The organism is Rhodothermales bacterium, from assembly GCA_041391505.1.
Classification (GTDB): domain Bacteria; phylum Bacteroidota; class Rhodothermia; order Rhodothermales; family JAHQVL01; genus JAWKNW01.
Window position 1 is genome coordinate 35,808 of the sequence record JAWKNW010000021.1, and the last position, 18,824, is coordinate 54,631.

Here is an 18,824-nt window from a genome sequence, read left to right on the forward strand (position 1 = left end):
CGGGCGTTTGCTGTGCAGCTTTTTTGCGAGCACGTAACGGCCGCCTCACGCTGTGGCGTAATCGGGCAAGAATCCCGCTTTTTTCCTGCATTTCCCTGAGTGCCTCCCCTGAGTGCCGGGGAGGAGGAGGGAGCAGGAGGATGCCTGCCGCCGGCTCGCTCTGTCAGGCTTTTCGATGCGTCGTGGAGGCGCCGGCGAAGCTGACTCGATTGAAGGTTTATGGAGCAAGATCAGAATCGGATCATCCCGATCAACATCGAGGACGAGATGAAGTCCTCGTACATCGATTATTCGATGTCGGTCATCGTGAGCCGGGCCCTCCCCGATGTGCGCGACGGCCTCAAGCCGGTGCACCGGCGCGTGCTCTACGGGATGAGCGAACTGGGGATGACGCCGGGCGCGGCGTACAAAAAAAGCGCGCGTATCGTCGGTGAAGTGCTGGGTAAGTACCACCCGCATGGCGACTCGGCGGTGTACGACACGATGGTCCGCATGGCGCAGGACTTCTCGATGCGCTACCCGCTCGTCGACGGCCAGGGCAACTTCGGCTCCGTCGACGGCGACTCGGCCGCCGCCATGCGATACACCGAAGCCCGCATGACGCGTCTCGCCGACGAGATGCTGAAGGATATCGGCAAGGAGACGGTCGATTTCCAGGAAAACTTCGACGGCTCGCTGATGGAGCCGCAGGTGTTGCCGGCGGCCATCCCGAACCTGCTCGTCAACGGCACCGACGGCATCGCCGTCGGCATGGCCACCAAGATCCCGCCCCACAACCTCGGTGAAGTCGTCGACGGCATCGTCGCCTATATCGACAACAACGACATCGAGATCAAGGAGCTGATGAACTTCATCCCGGCGCCGGACTTTCCGACCGGGGGCACGATCTATGGATATGCCGGGGTTCAGAGCGCCTACCTCACGGGGCGTGGGCGCGTCGTCATCCGGGCCAAGATCCGGGAAGAAGAGATGGCCGGCGGGCGCGCCGCGCTCATCATCGACGAGATCCCCTACCAGGTCAACAAGAGCGCCCTGCTCGAAAAGATCGCCTTTCTCGTCCGCGAGAAACGCATCGAGGGCATCAGCGACCTCCGCGACGAAAGCGACCGCGACGGCATGCGCGTGGTCGTCGAACTCAAGCGGGACGCCGTCCCGCTCGTGGTTCAGAATCAGCTCTACAAATTCACGGCCTGTCAGCAGACCTTCGGCGTCAACGTCGTGGCGCTGGTGGACGGCCGGCCGCGGACGCTGAATCTGAAGGACATGATCCGGCACTACGTCGACCACCGCCACGAGGTCGTCGTTCGCCGGACCCAGTACGAACTGCGCAAGGCCGAGGAACGGGCGCACGTCCTCCGCGGCCTCGTCATCGCGCTCGACCACCTCGACGCGGTGATCACGATCATCCGCTACTCGCCGGATACCGACGCCGCGCGGACGAACCTGATGCAGGGGGTCTTCCCCGAGCAGCTCACGCCGGCGCAGCTCGAACGCTTCGGCCTGCCCACACACGGCAATCCGCTCTTCGAACTCTCCGAGATCCAGGCCCAGGCGATTCTGGACCTGCGCCTGAGCCGGCTCACCGGCCTCGAGCGCCAGAAGATCGAAGACGAACTGCGCGACGTCCTCGCCGAAATCGACCGCCTCAAGGGCATCCTCGACAGCCGCGAACTGCGGATGCAGATCATCAAGGATGAACTGCTCGTCATCAAGGAAAAATACGGCGACGCGCGGCGGACGGACATCGACTACACGGGTGGGGGCGACATCATCATCGAGGACCTCATCGAGGCCGACCAGGTGGTGGTGACGATATCCCATCAGGGCCTGATCAAACGCACCAGCACGTCCGAATTCCGCCAGCAGGGTCGCGGCGGCGTCGGGCAGCGGGGCAGCGGGATGCGCGACGAGGACTTCGTGGAGCACCTCTTCACGTCGTTCAACCACGACTATCTGCTGTTCTTCACCGACCATGGTAAGTGCTACTGGCTGCGGGTCTTCGAAATCCCGGAGGGCGGACGCACCAGCAAGGGACGCTCCATCCGGAATCTCATCCAGACGTCGCCCGAAGACCGCATCCGCGCCGTGCTCGCCGTCAGCAAGCCGGACTTCCAGTCGGACGAGTTCCTCAACAGCCATTTCGTGATGATGGCCACGCTCAAGGGGCAGGTCAAGAAAACCTCGCTCGAGGCGTTCAGCCGGCCTCGCATCGACGGCATCATCGCCATCGCGATCGACGAGGGCGACCAGCTCCTCGAAGCCCAGATCACCGGCGGCGACGCGCACATCCTCATTGCCTCCTCGAGCGGACGCAGTGTCCGGTTCCACGAGAACGACGCCCGGCCGATGGGCCGCAACACGCGCGGCGTGCGCGGCATCGCGCTCCAGGCGAACGAACAGGTGGTGGGCATGACGGTGTTCGAGAACGACGACGACCGTTCCGTGCTCGCGATCAGCGCCAACGGATACGGCAAACGGAGTCCGCTCGACGACTACCGCATCCAGAGCCGCGGCGGCAAGGGCATCCTGACGATGAAGACCACGCCGAAGACGGGGCCGCTCGTTTCCCTCAAGGGCGTCCACGACACGGACGACCTGATGATCGTGACGACGAACGGCATCATGATCCGCATGGACGTCGCCGCGATCCGCATGCTGGGCCGCAACACGCAGGGCGTGCGCCTGATCAGCATCCGCGATCAGGATGCCATCGCCGACGTGACCCGCATCGCGTTCTTCGAGGACGAAGAGGCGATCGAAGGCGTGGAAGGCGTCCTGCCGGCCGGCGACGATGACCCGGCTCCGGACGATGCGCCGGAGGCCGACGAAGCGGAAGCGTAGGCCGCGAGCACAGGGCTTGATACGGAAAAGGGTAGAGGCCGGGCGCATTGTCCCGTCCTCTACCCTTTTTTGCATGGCATACCTGCGCGCTCGCCCATCGCCGGGCGGTAACGCTACTTCAGCAGCGTCACGGTCTGCGTGTCGGTAAACGTCTCGCCGATAACGCGGACGAGGTAGAGACCGCTGGGAAGGCCGGCGGCGTCGAGGGTGAACGTATGTGACCGGTTGGCGTCGAGCGGCGCGTCTTCCAGGTCGAGGACGCGGGCCCCGAGCACATTGTACAGCGAGACGCGCACGCGCTGGGCGGATTGCACCGCCACGGTAAGCTGGGTCTGCGGGTTAAACGGGTTCGGGAAGGCGGCGGACACCTCGTAGGCTTCGGTGGCCAGGATGGTCACGTCGCGCTCGCGGCTGTAGGTGAAGCCTCCGTCGAAATCGACCTGGCGGAGCCGGAAACGGTGGCTGCCGGGCGTCAGCCGGGGTGTCGTGAAGGCATACGAACGGGGTTCGGACGTCGTGCCGGCGCCGGGGACAAACCCGAGCGAGGCGAACGCGCCGTCCGTCGTGCGGTACTCGACCTCAAAGCCGGCGTTGTTCGTTTCGCTGGCCGTACTCCAGGTCAACCGGGCGGAGCGCCCGTTGGCGATGGCCTCGAAGCGCGTCAGCTCTACGGGGAGGAGGTCGAGGCAGTCGCTGCCCAGCGGCCACCCCATGTCCTGAAAGATGCCGCAGACGATCGGGCCCGGCAGATGGACCGCCTCGTTGCTGTTCAGCGCCGGCGTCATGAGGGCGTTCGCCGTGTTATGGAACGACGACTCGTCGAGGTGCGCGAAGCTCGATCCGGCATCCCATTCCGCCGGCGCGAAGAGCCTCGGGCCGCCGGCGCCGTGAGCATAGCGGGCGGCGGGGCCGTCGAAAAAGACGCCGGCGCCCGATCCGCCCTGGAGGGCGTCACCGAGCGTCGTCGAGTTCATCGGGAAGGAGCCCGTCTCGAGCAACGAAACGCCCGACGTGGCGGCGTTCGTCGTGAAACGGTCGTAGATGCTGGGCGGGTCGGAGAAGCAGCCATGGCCGGCGGTGCCGTCGCATTCGATGGAGCCGCCGCTTCCGAGGCCGTCATCGACGTCCGCCGTGCCCGTGAAGCCGAGCCCGTGGCCGATTTCGTGGAGCACCACGCTGACGAAATCCACCTGGTTCGGGCCGGGGTTGGCGTCGGTGCCGAAATACCAGAGCGGGGACCCCGGGTCGTCGCAGGCCCGGTTGAAGCGGGCGATGATGTCGGCGGATCCGGGGACGAAGTTGGATCCGATCATGGCCTCGACCTGGGCGATCGGGTAGTAGGTGTCCGCCTCGCCGGCGCCGAAGTCGCTGATGAAAAACGTGGGACCGGCGGATCCGAGCGTCACGCTCTGGTTGAGATCGCACCCACCGAGGCCGGCCCACGTCGCATCGACGGCGATGGGCACGGCCGACTCGATGTGCGTGGCCCAGATGCCCAGCGCATAGTCGAAGGCATCCTTGGCTTCCTGGGGCCAGGGGTCGTCCATGGCCGCATCGAGGTAGTTGACGCTGAACGTAGCCGACGCCGCGCCGGCTTTGCCCGGCGTCGTGCGGGGGCCGAACGAAACGCCCAGATCTTCGGGTACGGCTTTGAGAATACAGACCGCTTCAGGCGGAGGGGCGATGTGGTATCGGGCCTGGGCGGACGTCAGGGATTGCGCCTGGACAGGCACAAGCGTGGCGCTGGCAAGCAACAGCGCCGGCAAAAAAGTTCGTCGCATGGAAGTTCACCGGGGAGGGGCGAGTCTTGACGCATCGCGATGGGCCGCCTCAGGGGGTATCACGGCTCTGGATTGGCTACTCCTCGAAGGATCGTACATCGGATGCGAGACGCGCATTCAATAAGAACCGTCTCGGCGACGACTACGTCAACTATTATGCCTTCGTCCGATGGATTATCGTTCCGTGGCAAACGATAGAGGCCTCCAGGAAGTCCGGCTGAGGGTTCGGGGCAGCCGGAAGGCGCATGCGCGTTTCACCGAGAGGCCGCGCCGGCGAGGAAGCAGCCTATCTACCCTTCGATCCGCCCGGGCCCGTGTGCTGGAATTCGGACGAAGGATTTAGGTATGGGAGGTTGGGAGTGGGGGGGTGAGGGGGGCAGATCCTGAGGCACCTCCGCACTCCCACACCCACTCACGCCACCTTGGCCAGCGCTTTTCCCAGGATCTCCAGGCCCTGATCGATCTCGTCCGGGGTGATCGTGAGCGGCGGGCGGAAGCGGACGGAGTGCGTGCCGCAGCCCAGCACGAGGACGCCCTGCTGGTAGGTCTCGTTGAGGAAGCGGCCGCGGTAGTCGGCCGAAGGCAGGTCGAAGGCGCACATGAGGCCGCGGCCGCGGACGTTCGTGACCGAGGGATGCCGTTCGGCGAACGCGTGGAGTTGCTTGAGGAGGTGCGCGCCGGTCTCGGCGGCGTTATCGACCAGGTGATCTTCCTCCATGACCTCGAGGATGCGGTCGAAACGCACCATGTCGACCAGGTTGCCGCCCCAGGTGGAGTTGATGCGGCTGGCGGTCTTGAACACGTGGCCGTCGACTTCATCCAGTTTGGGGCCGGCGAGAATGCCGCACACCTGCGTCTTTTTGCCGAAGGCGATGATGTCCGGTTCCACGCCCAGCGCCTGGTGCGCCCAGAACGTTCCCGTGATGCCGACGCCGCTCTGGACTTCGTCGAAGATCATCAGCGCGTCGTTCTCGTGGGCGAGGTTCTTGAGCTGCTGGAGGAATTCGGGGCGGAAGTGGTTGTCGCCGCCTTCGCCCTGGATCGGCTCAATGATGATGCAGGCGATGTCGTCCTTCCGCTCGCGGAAGTACGTCTTGGCCTGGGCCAGCGCCATCGATTCCATCCGCAGCACCTCGGTCATCCGCTCATCGGTCAGCGGGAAGGACAGTTTCGGGTTGAGGATGCGGGGCCAGTCGAATTTCGGGAAATACTGCGTCTTGCGCGGATCGGCCGTGTTGGTCAGCGAGAGTGTGTAGCCCGAGCGGCCGTGGAAGGCCTGGTCGAAGTGCAGGACCTGCTGCCCGACTTCGCGCCGGAAGCCCTTCCGGTGATTGAGCCGCACCTTCCAGTCGAAGGCCGTTTTGAGCGCGTTCTCGACGGCGAGCGCCCCGCCGGACACGAAGAAGGCGTAGGGCAGGTAGGAGGGGATGCCGACCCGGCTGAACGTGTCCAGGAAACGTGCCATGTGCACCGTGTACACATCCGAGTTGGTGATCTTGTTCATCGCGGCTTCCATGAGGCGCTTCCGGAAGCCGGCGTCGCCCGTCAGCTTGGGGTGGTTCATCCCGAGCGCATTCGAGGCGAAGAAGCCAAAAAAATCGATAAACCCTTGCCCGGTCGATGCGTCGATCAGGTTCACGCCCTGGCTTTTTTCCATGTCCAGCACCAGGTGCAGCCCATCCGTGAGCATATGGCGGGACAGGGTGGAACGAACGGTCTCCGGCGTGATCGAGCGCGTATCTAATACGGTTTGCATAGTGTCTTGACAGATTCCAGATCTATAGCGAAAAACAGGGTGTCGTGGCGACGCATGGCGCCCCGTGGATCGCCCGAAAGGGGGATCATTATTGGCGGGAAGGGGTAGCCAAGTCAACTCACGAGGAGGTCGTTTTGCTTCCTTCAGGATCGGCAGAAAGCCCCATTCTATTAGCGAAGCGACGGCATTCCGCTGTACAGAATACCCACGACCATACCCTATGTCTGATTCTCCTTTGCCGAATACGGGCGCCAAAAAGCCCTTGCATCCGGGAGAAGTTGCATTAAAACGGGTAAAGAAAGAACCGCTCCTTCCAACGGGTGATGGAGATTCCGGTTTCTTCGAGTTGCCCGTGATCGATAAGCCTGTCGTCGCCAACGACCGGGGCCGCCGGCCGGACTGGCTGCGCGTCAAGCTGCCCTACGGCGAGACGTACCGGCAGCTCGTCGACATCATCGATTCGCACCAGCTGCACACCGTCTGCCAGAGCGCGCGATGCCCCAACATGGGCGAGTGCTGGACGGCCGGCACGGCGACGTTCATGATCCTCGGCAACGTCTGCACCCGCTCCTGCGGGTTCTGCGCCATCGCCACCGGCCGGCCGGATGCCGGCCTGGATTGGGACGAGCCGCGGCGGGTGGCCGAGGCCGCGCGCCTCATGGGCCTCCGGCATGCCGTGGTCACCAGCGTCAACCGCGACGAGCGCAAGGACGGCGGCGCGCCGATCTTCGCCGAGACCATCCGCATGATCCGGGAGTACCAGCCCGGCTGCACCGTCGAGGTGCTCATACCCGACTTTCGCGGCATCTGGGAGGCGCTCGACGTCGTGCTCGATGCCCGTCCGGAGCTGCTCAACCACAATGTCGAGACGGTGCCCCGGCTCTACCGCCGCGTGCGCCCGCAGGCGAACTACCAGCGTTCGCTCGACGTGCTCAAACGCGCTAAGGACCAGGGCCTGCGCACGAAGAGCGGCATCATGGTGGGCCTGGGTGAGACCGAAGAGGAAGTGCTTGCGTTGATGGACGACTTCGCGGCGATCGAGCTCGACGTCATGACCATCGGACAATACCTGCAGCCGACGCGGATGCATCTGCCGGTGGAGGCATTCATCCACCCCGATGTATTCGTCGCCTATAAACAGGCCGGCGAGGCGAAGGGCATCGATCACGTCGAGAGCGGCCCCCTCGTGCGGTCGTCGTACCATGCCGAACGGCACGTATAATCACCCCTTTCAATCAGACAACCTACCTCTCATTCCATACGAAAAACATGGCGAGTGAACGTACATTGACCATTTTGAAGCCGGATTGCGTCAGGAAAGAGCTGATCGGCGAAGTGACGAGCCGCATCCAGAAGGCCGGCTTCAAGATTCGCGCGATGAAGCTGATGAAGCTGAGCAAGATCGAGGCGGAAGGATTTTACGCCGTACACCGTGGCCGGCCTTTCTTCGAGGAACTCACCGCGTTCATGTCCAGCGGACCCTGCGTCCCGATGGTGCTGGAGAAGGACAGCGCGGTGGCCGATTTCCGTACGCTGATCGGCGCCACCAACCCCGCCCAGGCGGCGGAAGGCACCATCCGGAAGGCCTATGCCGACTCGGTCGGCGAGAACATCATTCACGGCTCGGATTCCGACGAAAACGCCCGCATCGAGGCGGCGTATTTTTTCCCGGAGTACGAAATCGTCTCCAACAGCTGAGCCGGACGATGACCGAAAGGCAGGTATCGGGCGAATCGGTGCGTCGCAAGGCGAACCGGTTCGCCTTTTTTGTTCTGGGCATGGCCATCCTCGCGGGCTGCGCCGGCTCCACCGCCGGCCCGGAGGCCTCGCATACTCCGCCGAGGGTTCGGATCGGCGCCGAGGCGCTCGCGGATGACGACTATGCGCTGCTGGCCGGCAAACGCGTCGGCCTGATCGCCAACCATACCTCGATGATCGACTCGGTCCATCTCGCCGATCGCCTCCACGAGGCGCCGGGGGTGACGCTCGCCGCCCTGTTCGGCCCCGAGCACGGCCTCCGGGGCGACGCGGCGGCCGGGGAACACGTCGAGAGCGGTCGCGATGAGCGCACCGGCGTGCCGATCTACAGCCTCTATGGCAGCCGGCGAAAGCCCTCGCCCGAGGAGATGGCCTCGATCGATGTGCTCGTGTTCGACATCCAGGATGTGGGCGCCCGGTTCTACACGTACATCTCCACCATGGGGCTTGCGATGCAGGCCGCCGCCGAGGCCGGCGTGCCGTTCGTCGTGCTCGACCGCCCCAACCCGCTCGGTGGCGAACACGTCGAGGGCTTCGTGCTCGACATGGCCCACACGTCGTTCGTCGGCGCCTACCCGATACCGGTCACCCACGGCCTGACGGTGGGCGAACTCGCGCGGATGATCCAGGGCGAAGGCTGGGTGGAAGGCCTCGAGTCGCTGGTGCTGCACGTCGTCCCGATGGCAGGGTGGACGCGGGGGATGCTCTGGAGCGAGACCGGGCTGTCGTGGCGGCCGACGAGTCCGAACATCCCGGACCTCGAGACGGCGCTCGTGTATCCGGGCACCTGTTTCTTCGAGGCGGTCGAGGCCAGCGAGGGCCGCGGCACCCGCGAGCCGTTCAAGATGGTGGGGGCGACCTGGGCCAATGGCCGCCGGCTGGCCGATACCCTCAACGCGCTGGCGATACCTGGTCTGCATTTCGATCCGGCCGAGTTCATCCCCCAGCCCATCGCCGGCATGGCCACGTCGCCCCGGTTCGAGGGCGAGGCGGTGCGCGGCGTGCGGCTTACGGTAACCGATGCGCATGCGCTCCGGCCCGTCGCAGCCGGCATGCATCTGGTGGAGGCGTTCTACCGCATGGCGCCGACCGCCGAGCGGGCGTCGTTTCTCAATGCGAACTGGCTGAGCCGGCTGGCGGGCACGACGCGCCTCGAGGCGCAGCTCAGGGCCGGCGAGACGGCGGATCAGATCGTGGCGTCGTGGAAAGAGGACGTGGCGGCCTTCAAGGTGCTCCGGACCCCGTATCTGCTGTATCCCTGACGGTGCGAACGGGCGGGGCCGGCTAGGCCTGCTCCACCGTTTCTTCGGGCGCAGGCCGGTTTTGGGGGCGCCACAGGATGGCGTAGATGATCTCGAGGTAGCCCCCGAGCAGGAGGATGGGCGCTACGTACAGCGAGATGAATCCGTCGACCTCGTTTTCCATCCGCATCAACACGTACCCGAGCACGACGAGCCCCACGCCAAGGAGCATCAGCAGGTAGTTGCGCGCGGTGAAGACCATCGCGGCGTTGCGCTTCGATGCCGCGCGGGTGGCGGTCCGTTTGTCGACGCCGGCAGCGCCCTGTCTGCGTCCCTGTCGCGCGCGCCGTGAAGAGGTCGGTTGTGCCATGAAGAGGTCGGTTTCGTGTGCCGCGGTCCAGGCGGAATCGTTCGGCGAGTGGGTTGGGGGCAAACCCTCCGACGCCCGGGGTGTTCCTGTCCGCTACGGTGGGATGCCGGCGGCGGGGCGATTCCCGGTACGGTGCTTGTATGGTAGTTCCTGCATTCGTATAAAGGCTCTGGAACGGTACGAAGTGCCTGCGATACAAGAAGCAAGCAGGATCGGACGAAGCGCGCATCTTGAGCCGTTTGCAAGGGTCAAAGGCGCACCGGCCGTTTGCTGCAGGATGACCCGTCGCCGGCAGAAATTTCCTATACTGCGGGCGGCAGCGGGGCCACCATACGGCAGGTTGTATCGGTTGCCGCGACCCACACGCTTTTGAATACGGGTAGTCTACACATGAATCTTCGCTTCTCTGCGGCGATGCGGCTGACCGCGCTGTTCGTGCTCGTCGGCCTCTTCAACGGGGGCGCCGTCGCGCCGGCATCGCTATCGGATCAGATCGAGCGCCTCGTCAACGATCCATCCGTCAACGCCGCCATCTGGGGGGTATACGTCCGCGACCTCAGCTCGGGGCGCGTGGTGTATACCCAGAACAGCGACAAGACGCTCATGCCGGCGTCCAATCAGAAGCTGCTCACGACCGCCACCGCCCTCGACGTGCTCGGGCCCGACTACACCTACACGACGTCGCTCCATCTCCTGGGAGACATCGAGGCCGGCGTGCTCAAGGGGGATCTCATCCTCGAGGGCTCGGGCGACCCGACCTTTGCCAGCAGCGAGTTCCGCGGCAACAATCCGATGCAGACCTGGGCGCGCGGCCTCTCGGCGCAGGGGGTGACGCGGATCCAGGGCCGCATCATCGGCGACGACAACATCTTCGACGAATCGCCCTATCCCGAAGGGTGGGATGTGGGATACATCGCGACGGAATCGTTCGCGCCGGCGGTGAGCGGGATATCGGCGCTCGACAACACGGTAGTCGTGCAGATCCAGTCCGGCCGTGTGGGCGAAGCGCCCATCATCAACGCGAAGCCGGGCGGCTACCTCGACATCCGCAACCAGGCCTCGACCAGCGCGCGCCGGCGGGGGCAGTCCATCCAGGTGCATCGCACGCTGGGCACGGAGCGGGTCCTTCTCGACGGGTCTGTGCCGCGCACCTACCGGCGCAGCGTCACCATCCCGGTTTCCAACCCGACCCTGCTCGCGCTGCACAGCTTCAAACAGGAACTGGAGGCCGTTGGCATCGCCGTCGATGTTGTGCTGGTCGATATCGACGATCTCGAGCGACCGATCGACTACCGTCGGGCGCAGGAGCTGTTTACGTATCAGTCGCCGCCGCTCAGCGAGATCATGATGCACATCAACAAGGAGAGCAACAACTTCTACGCAGAGCAGCTCTTTCGGACCTTCGGATGGGGTGGGTCGACCGACGGGGCGGAGAAACGGGTCAAGGAGTTTCTGAGGAAGTCGGGCATCCCGATGAACGGCGTTTCGGCGCGCGACGGCTCGGGGCTCTCCCGCAAGGACATGGTGACGCCGGAGACCATCGGCGAACTGCTCGCCTACATGAACCGGCATCCGCAGCGCGACACCTTCTTCCGCTCGCTTGCGCGCGGCGGCGAGGCGGAGACGACGCTCGATTACCGTCTCCGCGGCGAACCCGTGTGGGCCAAGACCGGCTCGCTCGAATACGTCCGCGCCCTGAGCGGCTACGCCCAGACCCCGGACGGCCGGCTGGTCGCCTTCTCGCTCATCGCCAATAACTACACCGTCCCGAGCTATCGGATCATGCAGACGATGGACCGGGTGGTGCTCGCCATCACCCGTAGCGAGGACGCTTGATCCCTGGCTACTCCCCCGAATGCGCGGAATATGCAGTCTGGGAGTATGTGAGTTTGGGGGTTTGGGAGTACCCTTACCCTGGTCCACCAAAACAACTCCCATACACCCATCCTCCCATACACCCATCCTCCCATACACCCATCCTCCCATACACCCATCCTTTCATACACCCATCCTCCTGCCCGCAATCGGCTACGTGCACGAGTAGGGGGGATTACACAGCAGCCGCACTGGCACAACTTGCGACTCAGGCGTTAAAGGCGGAACTTCCCCCGTCGTTTTTCCCTTTCGCGCTCCGTCGTTCATGCCCGTCTTCCTTCGCATTGCCCTCACCGGACTGCTGGCCGTGCTGGTTCAGTGGATCGTGCTGGGGAGATTGAGGCTCTGGGGGGCGTATCCGGACGGCATCCTCATCTACATCGCGTGGCTTGGCTTTGCCTATGGCCGGCGTGTAGGGGCGGTGTCGGGTTTTGCGCTGGGATTCCTGATGGATGTCATCTACGGGACGTGGGGCATCCAGATGTTCGTCAAGACCATCGTCGGCTTCATGGTCGGCTTTTTCCAGAACCCGGACCAGCGCGAAATGCCCATCATTCGTCCGCCGCAGGCCTTTCTGATGGGGCTGGTCATCGCCCTCCTCCATAACGGATTGCTCGTCGCCCTGCTCGTCCTGCAATCCGGCGCGCGGGACATCAGCCTGGTGCTCTCCCACTGGATCGGCGCCGCGTTCTACACCGCCGTCGTCGCCAACATCGCCGCGCGCTTCGTTTCCCGCTAGGCGCGGGACGGTCGATCAACCCTTCATGAACGGCGCAAAGGCGCGCAGCACCTTCTCCCTGTTGGCTTCCTGCAAACCGACGAGCGGCAGCCGGACGCGCGCGTTCATCTTGCCGGCGTGCGCCAGCGCCTCCTTCACGGGCACCGGATTGCTCTCGACGAAACACATCCGCATGGCTTCGAGCAGGTCGAAATGCAGCCTCCTGGCGGTCTCATAGTCGCCCGCGAGGCCGGCGCGGACCATGTAGCAGAAGGGTTTGGGGATGGCGTTGCTGATGACCGAGATGACGCCCTCCGCGCCCAGCGCGATCAGGGGGAGCGTGAGTTCGTCGTCGCCCGAGTACACGGCCAGGTGCGGCGGCCGCCGCTGGAGGAGGTCGGAAATCTGCGCCAGGTTGCCCGACGCCTCCTTGAGCCCGACGACGGAGGGGACGTGCTCCGCCACGGCCAGCTGGGTGTCGGCCGTGAGGTTGCTGCCGGTGCGGCCGGGGACGTTGTACAGGATGATGGGCGTGTCGGTCGCGTCGGCGATGGCGGATACGTGCGCGATCACGCCGGCCGGCGTGGGTTTGTTGTAGTAGGGGCCCACGACGAGCAGCCCGTCCGCGCCGGCGGCGCGGGCCTCGCGGGCGAAGCGGACGCTCTCCGCCGTATGGTTGGTGCCCACCCCGATGATGACCGGCACGCGCCGGTTGGTATGCGCGATGCCGATGTCCACCAGCCGCGAGCGTTCCGCCGGGGTGACCGTCGGGTTTTCACCCGTCGTGCCGAGCACGACCAGCGCATCGACGCCGCCGGCGATCTGGTCGTCGATCAGCCGGCGAAACGCCGGTTCATCCACCTCGCCATCGGGCGTGAACGGCGTGACGAGGGCGGGGGCGGTGCCGTGGAAGAGATGGCGTTCGTTCATGGCGTGTGCGGCGGATCAGGCCGTCTGGAGCATGTCGTTGAGGGTGAAGAGGCCGCGCCGGCCGGGCAGCCATTCGGCGGCCACCAGGGCGCCGTGTGCAAAACCGTTTCGGTTGCGCGCGTCGTGCACGAATTGGAGCGTGTCGAACGGACCGTCGAAACAGACGGTGTGGTGGCCGACCACGTGGCCGGCGCGCGTCGAGCTGACATGCAGGGCATCCGGCGCAATGCGTTCATGCTGCGCCTCCGCCGTGATGTGGGTTTTGGCGCTCAGGTGTTCGATCAGCGCATCCGCAAGCAGCAGGGCCGTCCCGCTGGGGCTGTCGAGCTTCCGGCGGTGATGCACTTCGTGGACGTAGGCGTCGTATTCGGGCAGCTTGTCGATGAGCGGCGCGACGCTCTTCAACGCGTGCATCAGCAGCGCGACACCGATCGAGAAGTTGGGCGCATACAGCACCGCCGCGTCGTGCTGCTGGACGAGCGCTTCCACACGGCCCCGGTCGTGATACCAGCCGGTCGTGCCGATCACCGCCGGCACGTTCCAGACGCAGTACCGCTCGATGTGCGCCAGTGCGAGCGCCGGCAGGGAGAAGTCGATCACGGCGTCGATCCCCACGAACCCCTCGGCCGACGCTTCGCCCAGCAGCGGGCGGGCGCTGTTGAACCGGGCGGCGACCACGTGGCCGCGTTCGCGGGCCAGGGCCTCCACCACGCTGCCGGTTTGACCGGTGCCTACCAGTGCGATGTTCATCGGGGAGCCTCCGAAAGGTTCAGGTGACCAGTTCCGCCGCCTTGATGATGTCGGCCAGGATGCCGCCGGCCGTCACTTCGGGGCCGGCGCCGGGGCCGCGCACGACGAGGGGCTGATGCCGGTACCGCGCGGTCGTAAACGCGACGAGGTTGTCGGTGCCCGAAAGCCCGTAGAGCGGCGAATCGTCGCCGACGGGCTGCACCCGTACATGGAGCCGGCCTTCTTCGATGACGGCGACGTAGCGGAGGCGCCGGCCCTGCGCGAGGGCCGCCTCGGCGCGCTGCTGCAGACCGGCGAAGCCGTCGGCGAGGCCGGACCAGAACGCGTCGAGCGACACGCCGTCGAGCCCGGGCGGCACGAGCGATTCCACGTCCACGTCGCTCCGCTCGACGGCGAGCCCCATCTCGCGGGCCAGGATCATCAGCTTGCGGGCGACGTCCTCGCCGCTGAGGTCGTCGCGGGGGTCCGGCTCCGTATATCCGTTTTTGTGCGCTTCGCGGATGACGGCGTCGACCGCCTGGCCGGCGGCCAGCTGGTTGAAGACGAACGAGAGCGTGCCGGAGAGGACGCCCTCGATCTTGAGGATCCGGTCGCCGCTGCGCACCAGATCGCGTAGGGTGCTGATCACCGGGAGGCCGGCGCCGACGGTCGTCTCGTAAAAATACGGCACCTGCCGGTCGCGCGCCGCCTGGCGGAGGCGGTTGTAGAACGCCATCGACTGCGTGTTGGCCCGCTTGTTCGGGGTGACCACGGCGATGTTGTGTTCGAGGAGCGTCGGGTACATCTGCGTGACGGCATCCGAGGCTGTCGCGTCGATGACGATGAGGCGGTCGAGCCGGCTGTTGATGAGATGCTGGATGATGGCGTCCTGGTCCAGCCGCTCGCTCGCCTGCCGAATACGCGCGACGCCCTCCTCGAACGGGATACCGTCGACATCCCACAAAATGCCTTTTGTGTTGGCGAGGCCCACGAGCTGCATGTGGAGGTTCATCTGCTCCAGCAGCGTTTCCGTCTGCTGCCCCAGCATCTTGAGCAGCATGCTGCCCACGGTGCCGGCGCCGAACATGAATACATGCGCGCGTTGCCGGCCCAGCGCGAACGCCTCGTGCAGCGCCTGCACGGCCCGCTTCAGATCGGCCTCTTCCACCACCGCCGAGATGTTCGTCTCGGACGCCCCCTCGGCCATTGTCACCACGTTGATGCCGGCGCGGCCGAGCGTCGAGAACATGCGGCCGGTGAGGCCCGGGCGGTAGCGCATGTTGTCGTCGACCACGGTGACGACGGCGAGGTGCGGCAGCACGTAGACGCGTTGCACCTCGCCCCGCTCGATTTCGTGGGCGAGTCCCTTGCGCGCCGCCTGCAGCGCCGGCTCCATGCTTTGCTGACAGACGATGATGCCGATGCTCTGCTCGGTCGACGCCTGCGATAGCATGACGATGTTGATGCCGGCCTCGGCCAGCGCCCCGAGCGCCCGCGCGGCGATGCCGGGGATGCCCATCATGCCGGCGCCTTCGATGACGACCAGGCCGGCGCCTTCGATGGCGGTCACGGCCTTGGCCATCCCCTGGGTGCTGCCCGTCGTGTGGTCGATCCGGGTCCCCGGCGCCTCGGGCGCGAGGCACGAGCGGATGAATACCGGGGTCTGCCGGTCGAAGAGCGGCAGCAAGGCGCGGGGGTGAAGGAATCCTGTGTTAGGATACACGATCTCGCTCGCCTCGCGGAAGCTGAGGTGCGCGAGGGGAAACGCTTCGGGCACGAACCGGGCGTCGGCGGACAATACCCCCGGCGTGTGGGTCCAGAACGTGACGGACACCGCATCCAGGTACCGCGCGAGGAGGGTGGCCGTGAACGCGATGCCGGTCGGCCGGAGCGGCACCCGCTGGCCGTCGGCGTCGGTGGCTTCGCCGGCTTCGACGAGGACGATGGCGTCGTCCGGAACCCCGTCGCAGCAGGCCGCGATGGCTTCGGAGGTTGTGCGCTCGTGCACGCGCCCTTCCTGGAGCCGGACGAGCGCGCCGCCCGCGATGCGATGCAGCGGCCGGCTGCTGAGCCGGTCGATGGCCGGCATGCGTTCCAGCATGGCGCCGGACGCCACAACGAACAGCCGGCCCGGCGCGCCGCACGCCGCGACGCAGCCGGCGGCCGAGGCGGCAAGGCGTTCCTCGGTGACGTCGTCCGGAAAGACGAAGATGCTGGGCGCGGGCATGAAAGGGGCGGGTTGCGTGGCGTCGTTCGGTGCGGTTGGCTAATAACGTACAAATCCGCCGATCTTGCGCCAAAATTTGCACGAAGAAAGGGCTTCCGGATATGGAGGATGGTCAATCATCGATGGTGGATGGATGGGTATGTTGGGTTGGCGAAGCGTAACCCAACGTGCTGAGGCGTAATCCAACGTGCGAACGATACCACATTCTGCAGGACATTGGTCACCGGACATTGGACCTTCATCAACCACCCTCGCTCACCCCCCCACCCCGCACTTCCAGCCCCGTCTCTGTGAGTCTTTCTTGAAGCGCGGGACCCTGAGAACTTTTCCCGGGAAGCCCGCGTTGATAGCGGACTTTGGGCACCGTATATTGCGTGCCCTGTAACACACAGGGATTCCAGGATTTCCTGTGTTGTTCAAGGCGAAACGTTCAAGGTTCAACGAGGCGTTGCCTGAAACCTTGCTCATGGATCCTTGAACCCTTCACGGAATCCGCAGGATGACGTGAGCGCCATACGGGGATATAGCTCAGTTGGTAGAGCGCTTCAATGGCATTGAAGAGGTCAGGGGTTCGACTCCCCTTATCTCCACCCGATACGAAGCCCCGGGCCCTGTCAAGGCAGGACCCGGGGCTTTTTTGTTCAGCCGCCTTGCGCCGCGCAGCATGCGCACGCCGGGCCGGCTGGACGGTGGGTAGCGACCGTCCAGCGAAGGATTATTCTCCCTGCCCGAGCGAGTAGCCGCGTTCGCCGTCGAACGTGTACAGGTGCTCCGTCTTGATCACGTCGAGGCCGGCCTGATGGATTCCGGCGAGCAGGGTGAGCACGGCATCAAAGTCGATCGCGCCCTCCGCGGCCGGCAGGAAGCGGCAGCGCCAGTGATCGGTCCAGAACGTTTCGGGCAGGCCGTCTGGATACACCTTGACACCCCGATTGGTCACCATCTTGAGCCGCCAGCCGTCCGGGGCGGCCGATTCCAGCTTGCGCCCGAGTACGTCAGGATTTCGCCCGTCCTCCGACCAGTCGATGAACACGTCGACGCCGACCAGCGCCTTCTTCGCCGGGCGAGCGGTTGCCGAGGCGAGCGAGATGCCCCCGGACCGATATTTCACCGGGGTCAGGGACCGTGGGCGTTCACCCAGCCGTTCGATAACCGCATCGGCGAAGGCTTCGGTACTCACCTCGCGTTTGCTCAGGCCGGTTCGGAAGATATCGACCGTATGAAGGCCGGCCTCCAGCGTCGCCAGCCAGGCGTTTTTGATGGTCTCGGCTCGCCGGGCCTCGCCGACGTGCACGAGCATCTGGACAGCCCCCAGCAGGAGCCCGGACGGGTTGGCCACGCCCCGACCGGCCAGGTCGGGCGCCGAGCCATGGACCGCCTCAAACATGGCCCCATGCTCGCCCACGTTGGCGGAACCCGCCAATCCTACCGAGCCCGCGACCTGTGCGGCGATATCGGAGAGGATGTCGCCATACAGGTTGAGCGTCACGATGACGTCAAACTGCTCGGGTTGCGCCGCGACACGCGCCGCCCCGATGTCGATGATCTGATGTTCAGACTCGATGTCCGGATAGGCAGCCGCGACTTCCTCAAATACGCGATGAAACAGGCCGTCGGTCAGTTTCATGATATTATCCTTCGTCATGCAGGTCACCTTGCGCCGGCCGTAGGCGCGGGCATATTCGAAGGCATAACGTACGATGCGCTCCGATCCGGGGCGCGTGATCAGCTTCAGAACCTGCGTCACCTCGTTCGTCTGCCGGTGTTCGATCCCCGCATAGAGATCCTCCTCATTCTCGCGAATAATCACGAGGTTCATACCCGGATGTGACGAAGCGACGTAGGGGGCGTACGACTTGGTTGGCCGGACGTTGGCGAAGAGATTCAACGCCTTCCGGATCGTAACATTCAGGCTTTTGTAGCCCCCTCCGGAAGGGGTCGTGATGGGGGCCTTCAGGAAAACCTGGTTTCTTCGAATGATGTCCCAGGCTTCCGGCGCGATCCCGGATGTGTGTCCTTGCTGGTAGAGTTTCTGTCCGATTTCAATGACATCGTAGCGGAGTGGGGCGCCTGCCGCCTCCAGGATACGCAGCGTGGCTTCCATGATCTCCGGGCCGATCCCGTCTCCGTAGGCGATGGTTACCGGGATGGGTGTGGGGTTTTCTGTCGTGCGCTGGGCCGTGGCGTGGGTCTCGATACCGTTCAGTGCGGTAGCATGCATGGGCGTCGTCAGGTTGATTTTAGTGCATAAAAAAAGGTCGACATACGGCACTGACATGCCGAATATCGACCTACTATCCGTGCACCAACTCACAGTGGCGAGTGTGTGCGTGGCGAGTTTGCCTGATTCTCGTTGAGGCTCCGTGGCGCAGTCTTTCAGGTCAAGATCCCTGCCCCGGAACCGGGGAGGTTACGATGCCGCCAATCGGGGTGTTCCCGGAAACGTGTCGTGCGAGACAGGGTGCTGCGCACCCGGAAACGGAGCGCGAGGGAGCCTCGCGGTCGCACGCATGGATGTCACGATGCTGGACAAACGGCGTGGAGCGTCTCCGGAAGACGGGCCCCTGGCGGCTCTTTTTTGCATTTGTAGCGCGCTAT

At 64.9% G+C, this 18,824-nt stretch carries 13 protein-coding genes and 1 tRNA gene; 7 read left to right on the top strand and 7 right to left on the bottom strand.

What is annotated here, in order from left to right; genetic code table 11:
- Window positions 1–219 precede the first annotated feature (219 nt).
- Window positions 220–2,841 carry a DNA gyrase subunit A gene (gene gyrA, locus R2834_17670; protein ID MEZ4702168.1) on the top strand — a complete coding sequence of 874 codons (2,622 nt, stop codon included), beginning with the start codon at window positions 220–222 and terminating at the stop codon, window positions 2,839–2,841.
- A 113-nt stretch (window positions 2,842–2,954) separates the two neighbouring features.
- Here gyrA and R2834_17675 read toward each other — a convergent pair whose 3' ends face one another.
- Together R2834_17675 and lat are read right to left on the bottom strand one after the other, a co-directional pair.
- The gene (locus tag R2834_17675; GenBank protein MEZ4702169.1) at window positions 2,955–4,622 is read right to left on the bottom strand and encodes a T9SS type A sorting domain-containing protein; all 1,668 of its coding nucleotides are present in this window, start codon (window positions 4,620–4,622) and stop codon (window positions 2,955–2,957) included.
- A gap of 412 nt (window positions 4,623–5,034) precedes the next feature.
- The gene (gene lat, locus R2834_17680; GenBank protein ID MEZ4702170.1) at window positions 5,035–6,378 is read right to left on the bottom strand and encodes an L-lysine 6-transaminase; all 1,344 of its coding nucleotides are present in this window, start codon (window positions 6,376–6,378) and stop codon (window positions 5,035–5,037) included.
- Between the two features lie 220 nt (window positions 6,379–6,598).
- Here lat and lipA point away from each other — a divergent pair, with 220 nt between their 5' ends.
- The 3 genes from lipA to R2834_17695 are packed head-to-tail and all read left to right on the top strand — an operon-like array spanning window position 6,599 to window position 9,398.
- Window positions 6,599–7,600 (top strand): lipoyl synthase, encoded by a 1,002-nt coding sequence (gene lipA, locus R2834_17685; protein ID MEZ4702171.1) that lies wholly within the window; start codon window positions 6,599–6,601, stop codon window positions 7,598–7,600.
- A gap of 47 nt (window positions 7,601–7,647) precedes the next feature.
- The gene (gene ndk, locus R2834_17690; protein ID MEZ4702172.1) at window positions 7,648–8,076 is read left to right on the top strand and encodes a nucleoside-diphosphate kinase; all 429 of its coding nucleotides are present in this window, start codon (window positions 7,648–7,650) and stop codon (window positions 8,074–8,076) included.
- 8 nt (window positions 8,077–8,084) lie between these two features.
- The gene (locus R2834_17695; protein ID MEZ4702173.1) at window positions 8,085–9,398 is read left to right on the top strand and encodes a DUF1343 domain-containing protein; all 1,314 of its coding nucleotides are present in this window, start codon (window positions 8,085–8,087) and stop codon (window positions 9,396–9,398) included.
- Between the two features lie 22 nt (window positions 9,399–9,420).
- Here the strand turns inward: R2834_17695 and R2834_17700 are convergent, their stop codons facing one another.
- Window positions 9,421–9,747: a DUF3098 domain-containing protein gene (locus R2834_17700; protein ID MEZ4702174.1), complete on the bottom strand. Its 327-nt coding sequence runs from the start codon at window positions 9,745–9,747 to the stop codon at window positions 9,421–9,423.
- Window positions 9,748–10,137: 390 nt separating this feature from the next.
- On the opposite strand from R2834_17700, the gene dacB reads away from it, so the two are divergent.
- Window positions 10,138–11,583, top strand: coding sequence for a D-alanyl-D-alanine carboxypeptidase/D-alanyl-D-alanine-endopeptidase (dacB, locus tag R2834_17705; protein ID MEZ4702175.1), 1,446 nt, complete (start codon window positions 10,138–10,140; stop codon window positions 11,581–11,583).
- Window positions 11,584–11,887: 304 nt separating this feature from the next.
- On the top strand, window positions 11,888–12,361 hold the full coding sequence (gene mreD, locus R2834_17710; GenBank protein MEZ4702176.1) for a rod shape-determining protein MreD: 474 nt from the start codon (window positions 11,888–11,890) through the stop codon (window positions 12,359–12,361).
- Window positions 12,362–12,376: 15 nt separating this feature from the next.
- Here the strand turns inward: mreD and dapA are convergent, their stop codons facing one another.
- From dapA to R2834_17725, 3 genes are read right to left on the bottom strand one after another with little or no spacing between them, the layout of a single operon-like run.
- Window positions 12,377–13,270 carry a 4-hydroxy-tetrahydrodipicolinate synthase gene (gene dapA / locus R2834_17715; protein MEZ4702177.1) on the bottom strand — a complete coding sequence of 298 codons (894 nt, stop codon included), beginning with the start codon at window positions 13,268–13,270 and terminating at the stop codon, window positions 12,377–12,379.
- A gap of 15 nt (window positions 13,271–13,285) precedes the next feature.
- The gene (dapB, locus tag R2834_17720; GenBank protein ID MEZ4702178.1) at window positions 13,286–14,020 is read right to left on the bottom strand and encodes a 4-hydroxy-tetrahydrodipicolinate reductase; all 735 of its coding nucleotides are present in this window, start codon (window positions 14,018–14,020) and stop codon (window positions 13,286–13,288) included.
- Between the two features lie 19 nt (window positions 14,021–14,039).
- Window positions 14,040–16,226, bottom strand: coding sequence for an ACT domain-containing protein (locus R2834_17725; GenBank protein MEZ4702179.1), 2,187 nt, complete (start codon window positions 16,224–16,226; stop codon window positions 14,040–14,042).
- Window positions 16,227–16,743: 517 nt separating this feature from the next.
- Here R2834_17725 and R2834_17730 point away from each other — a divergent pair.
- Window positions 16,744–16,816 (top strand) — tRNA-Ala (locus R2834_17730).
- 125 nt (window positions 16,817–16,941) lie between these two features.
- On the opposite strand, the gene R2834_17735 is transcribed toward R2834_17730, so the two are convergent.
- On the bottom strand, window positions 16,942–18,447 hold the full coding sequence (locus tag R2834_17735) for an NADP-dependent isocitrate dehydrogenase (GenBank protein ID MEZ4702180.1): 1,506 nt from the start codon (window positions 18,445–18,447) through the stop codon (window positions 16,942–16,944).
- Window positions 18,448–18,824: the final 377 nt, after the last annotated feature.

Coding starts and splice junctions, on each gene's coding strand:
- gyrA (MEZ4702168.1), top strand. CDS start 220: ATGGAGCAAGATCAGAATCGGATCATCCCGATCAACATCGAGGACGAG.
- R2834_17675 (MEZ4702169.1), bottom strand. CDS start 4,622: ATGCGACGAACTTTTTTGCCGGCGCTGTTGCTTGCCAGCGCCACGCTT.
- lat (MEZ4702170.1), bottom strand. CDS start 6,378: ATGCAAACCGTATTAGATACGCGCTCGATCACGCCGGAGACCGTTCGT.
- lipA (MEZ4702171.1), top strand. CDS start 6,599: ATGTCTGATTCTCCTTTGCCGAATACGGGCGCCAAAAAGCCCTTGCAT.
- ndk (MEZ4702172.1), top strand. CDS start 7,648: ATGGCGAGTGAACGTACATTGACCATTTTGAAGCCGGATTGCGTCAGG.
- R2834_17695 (MEZ4702173.1), top strand. CDS start 8,085: ATGACCGAAAGGCAGGTATCGGGCGAATCGGTGCGTCGCAAGGCGAAC.
- R2834_17700 (MEZ4702174.1), bottom strand. CDS start 9,747: ATGGCACAACCGACCTCTTCACGGCGCGCGCGACAGGGACGCAGACAG.
- dacB (MEZ4702175.1), top strand. CDS start 10,138: ATGAATCTTCGCTTCTCTGCGGCGATGCGGCTGACCGCGCTGTTCGTG.
- mreD (MEZ4702176.1), top strand. CDS start 11,888: ATGCCCGTCTTCCTTCGCATTGCCCTCACCGGACTGCTGGCCGTGCTG.
- dapA (MEZ4702177.1), bottom strand. CDS start 13,270: ATGAACGAACGCCATCTCTTCCACGGCACCGCCCCCGCCCTCGTCACG.
- dapB (MEZ4702178.1), bottom strand. CDS start 14,020: ATGAACATCGCACTGGTAGGCACCGGTCAAACCGGCAGCGTGGTGGAG.
- R2834_17725 (MEZ4702179.1), bottom strand. CDS start 16,226: ATGCCCGCGCCCAGCATCTTCGTCTTTCCGGACGACGTCACCGAGGAA.
- R2834_17735 (MEZ4702180.1), bottom strand. CDS start 18,447: ATGCATGCTACCGCACTGAACGGTATCGAGACCCACGCCACGGCCCAG.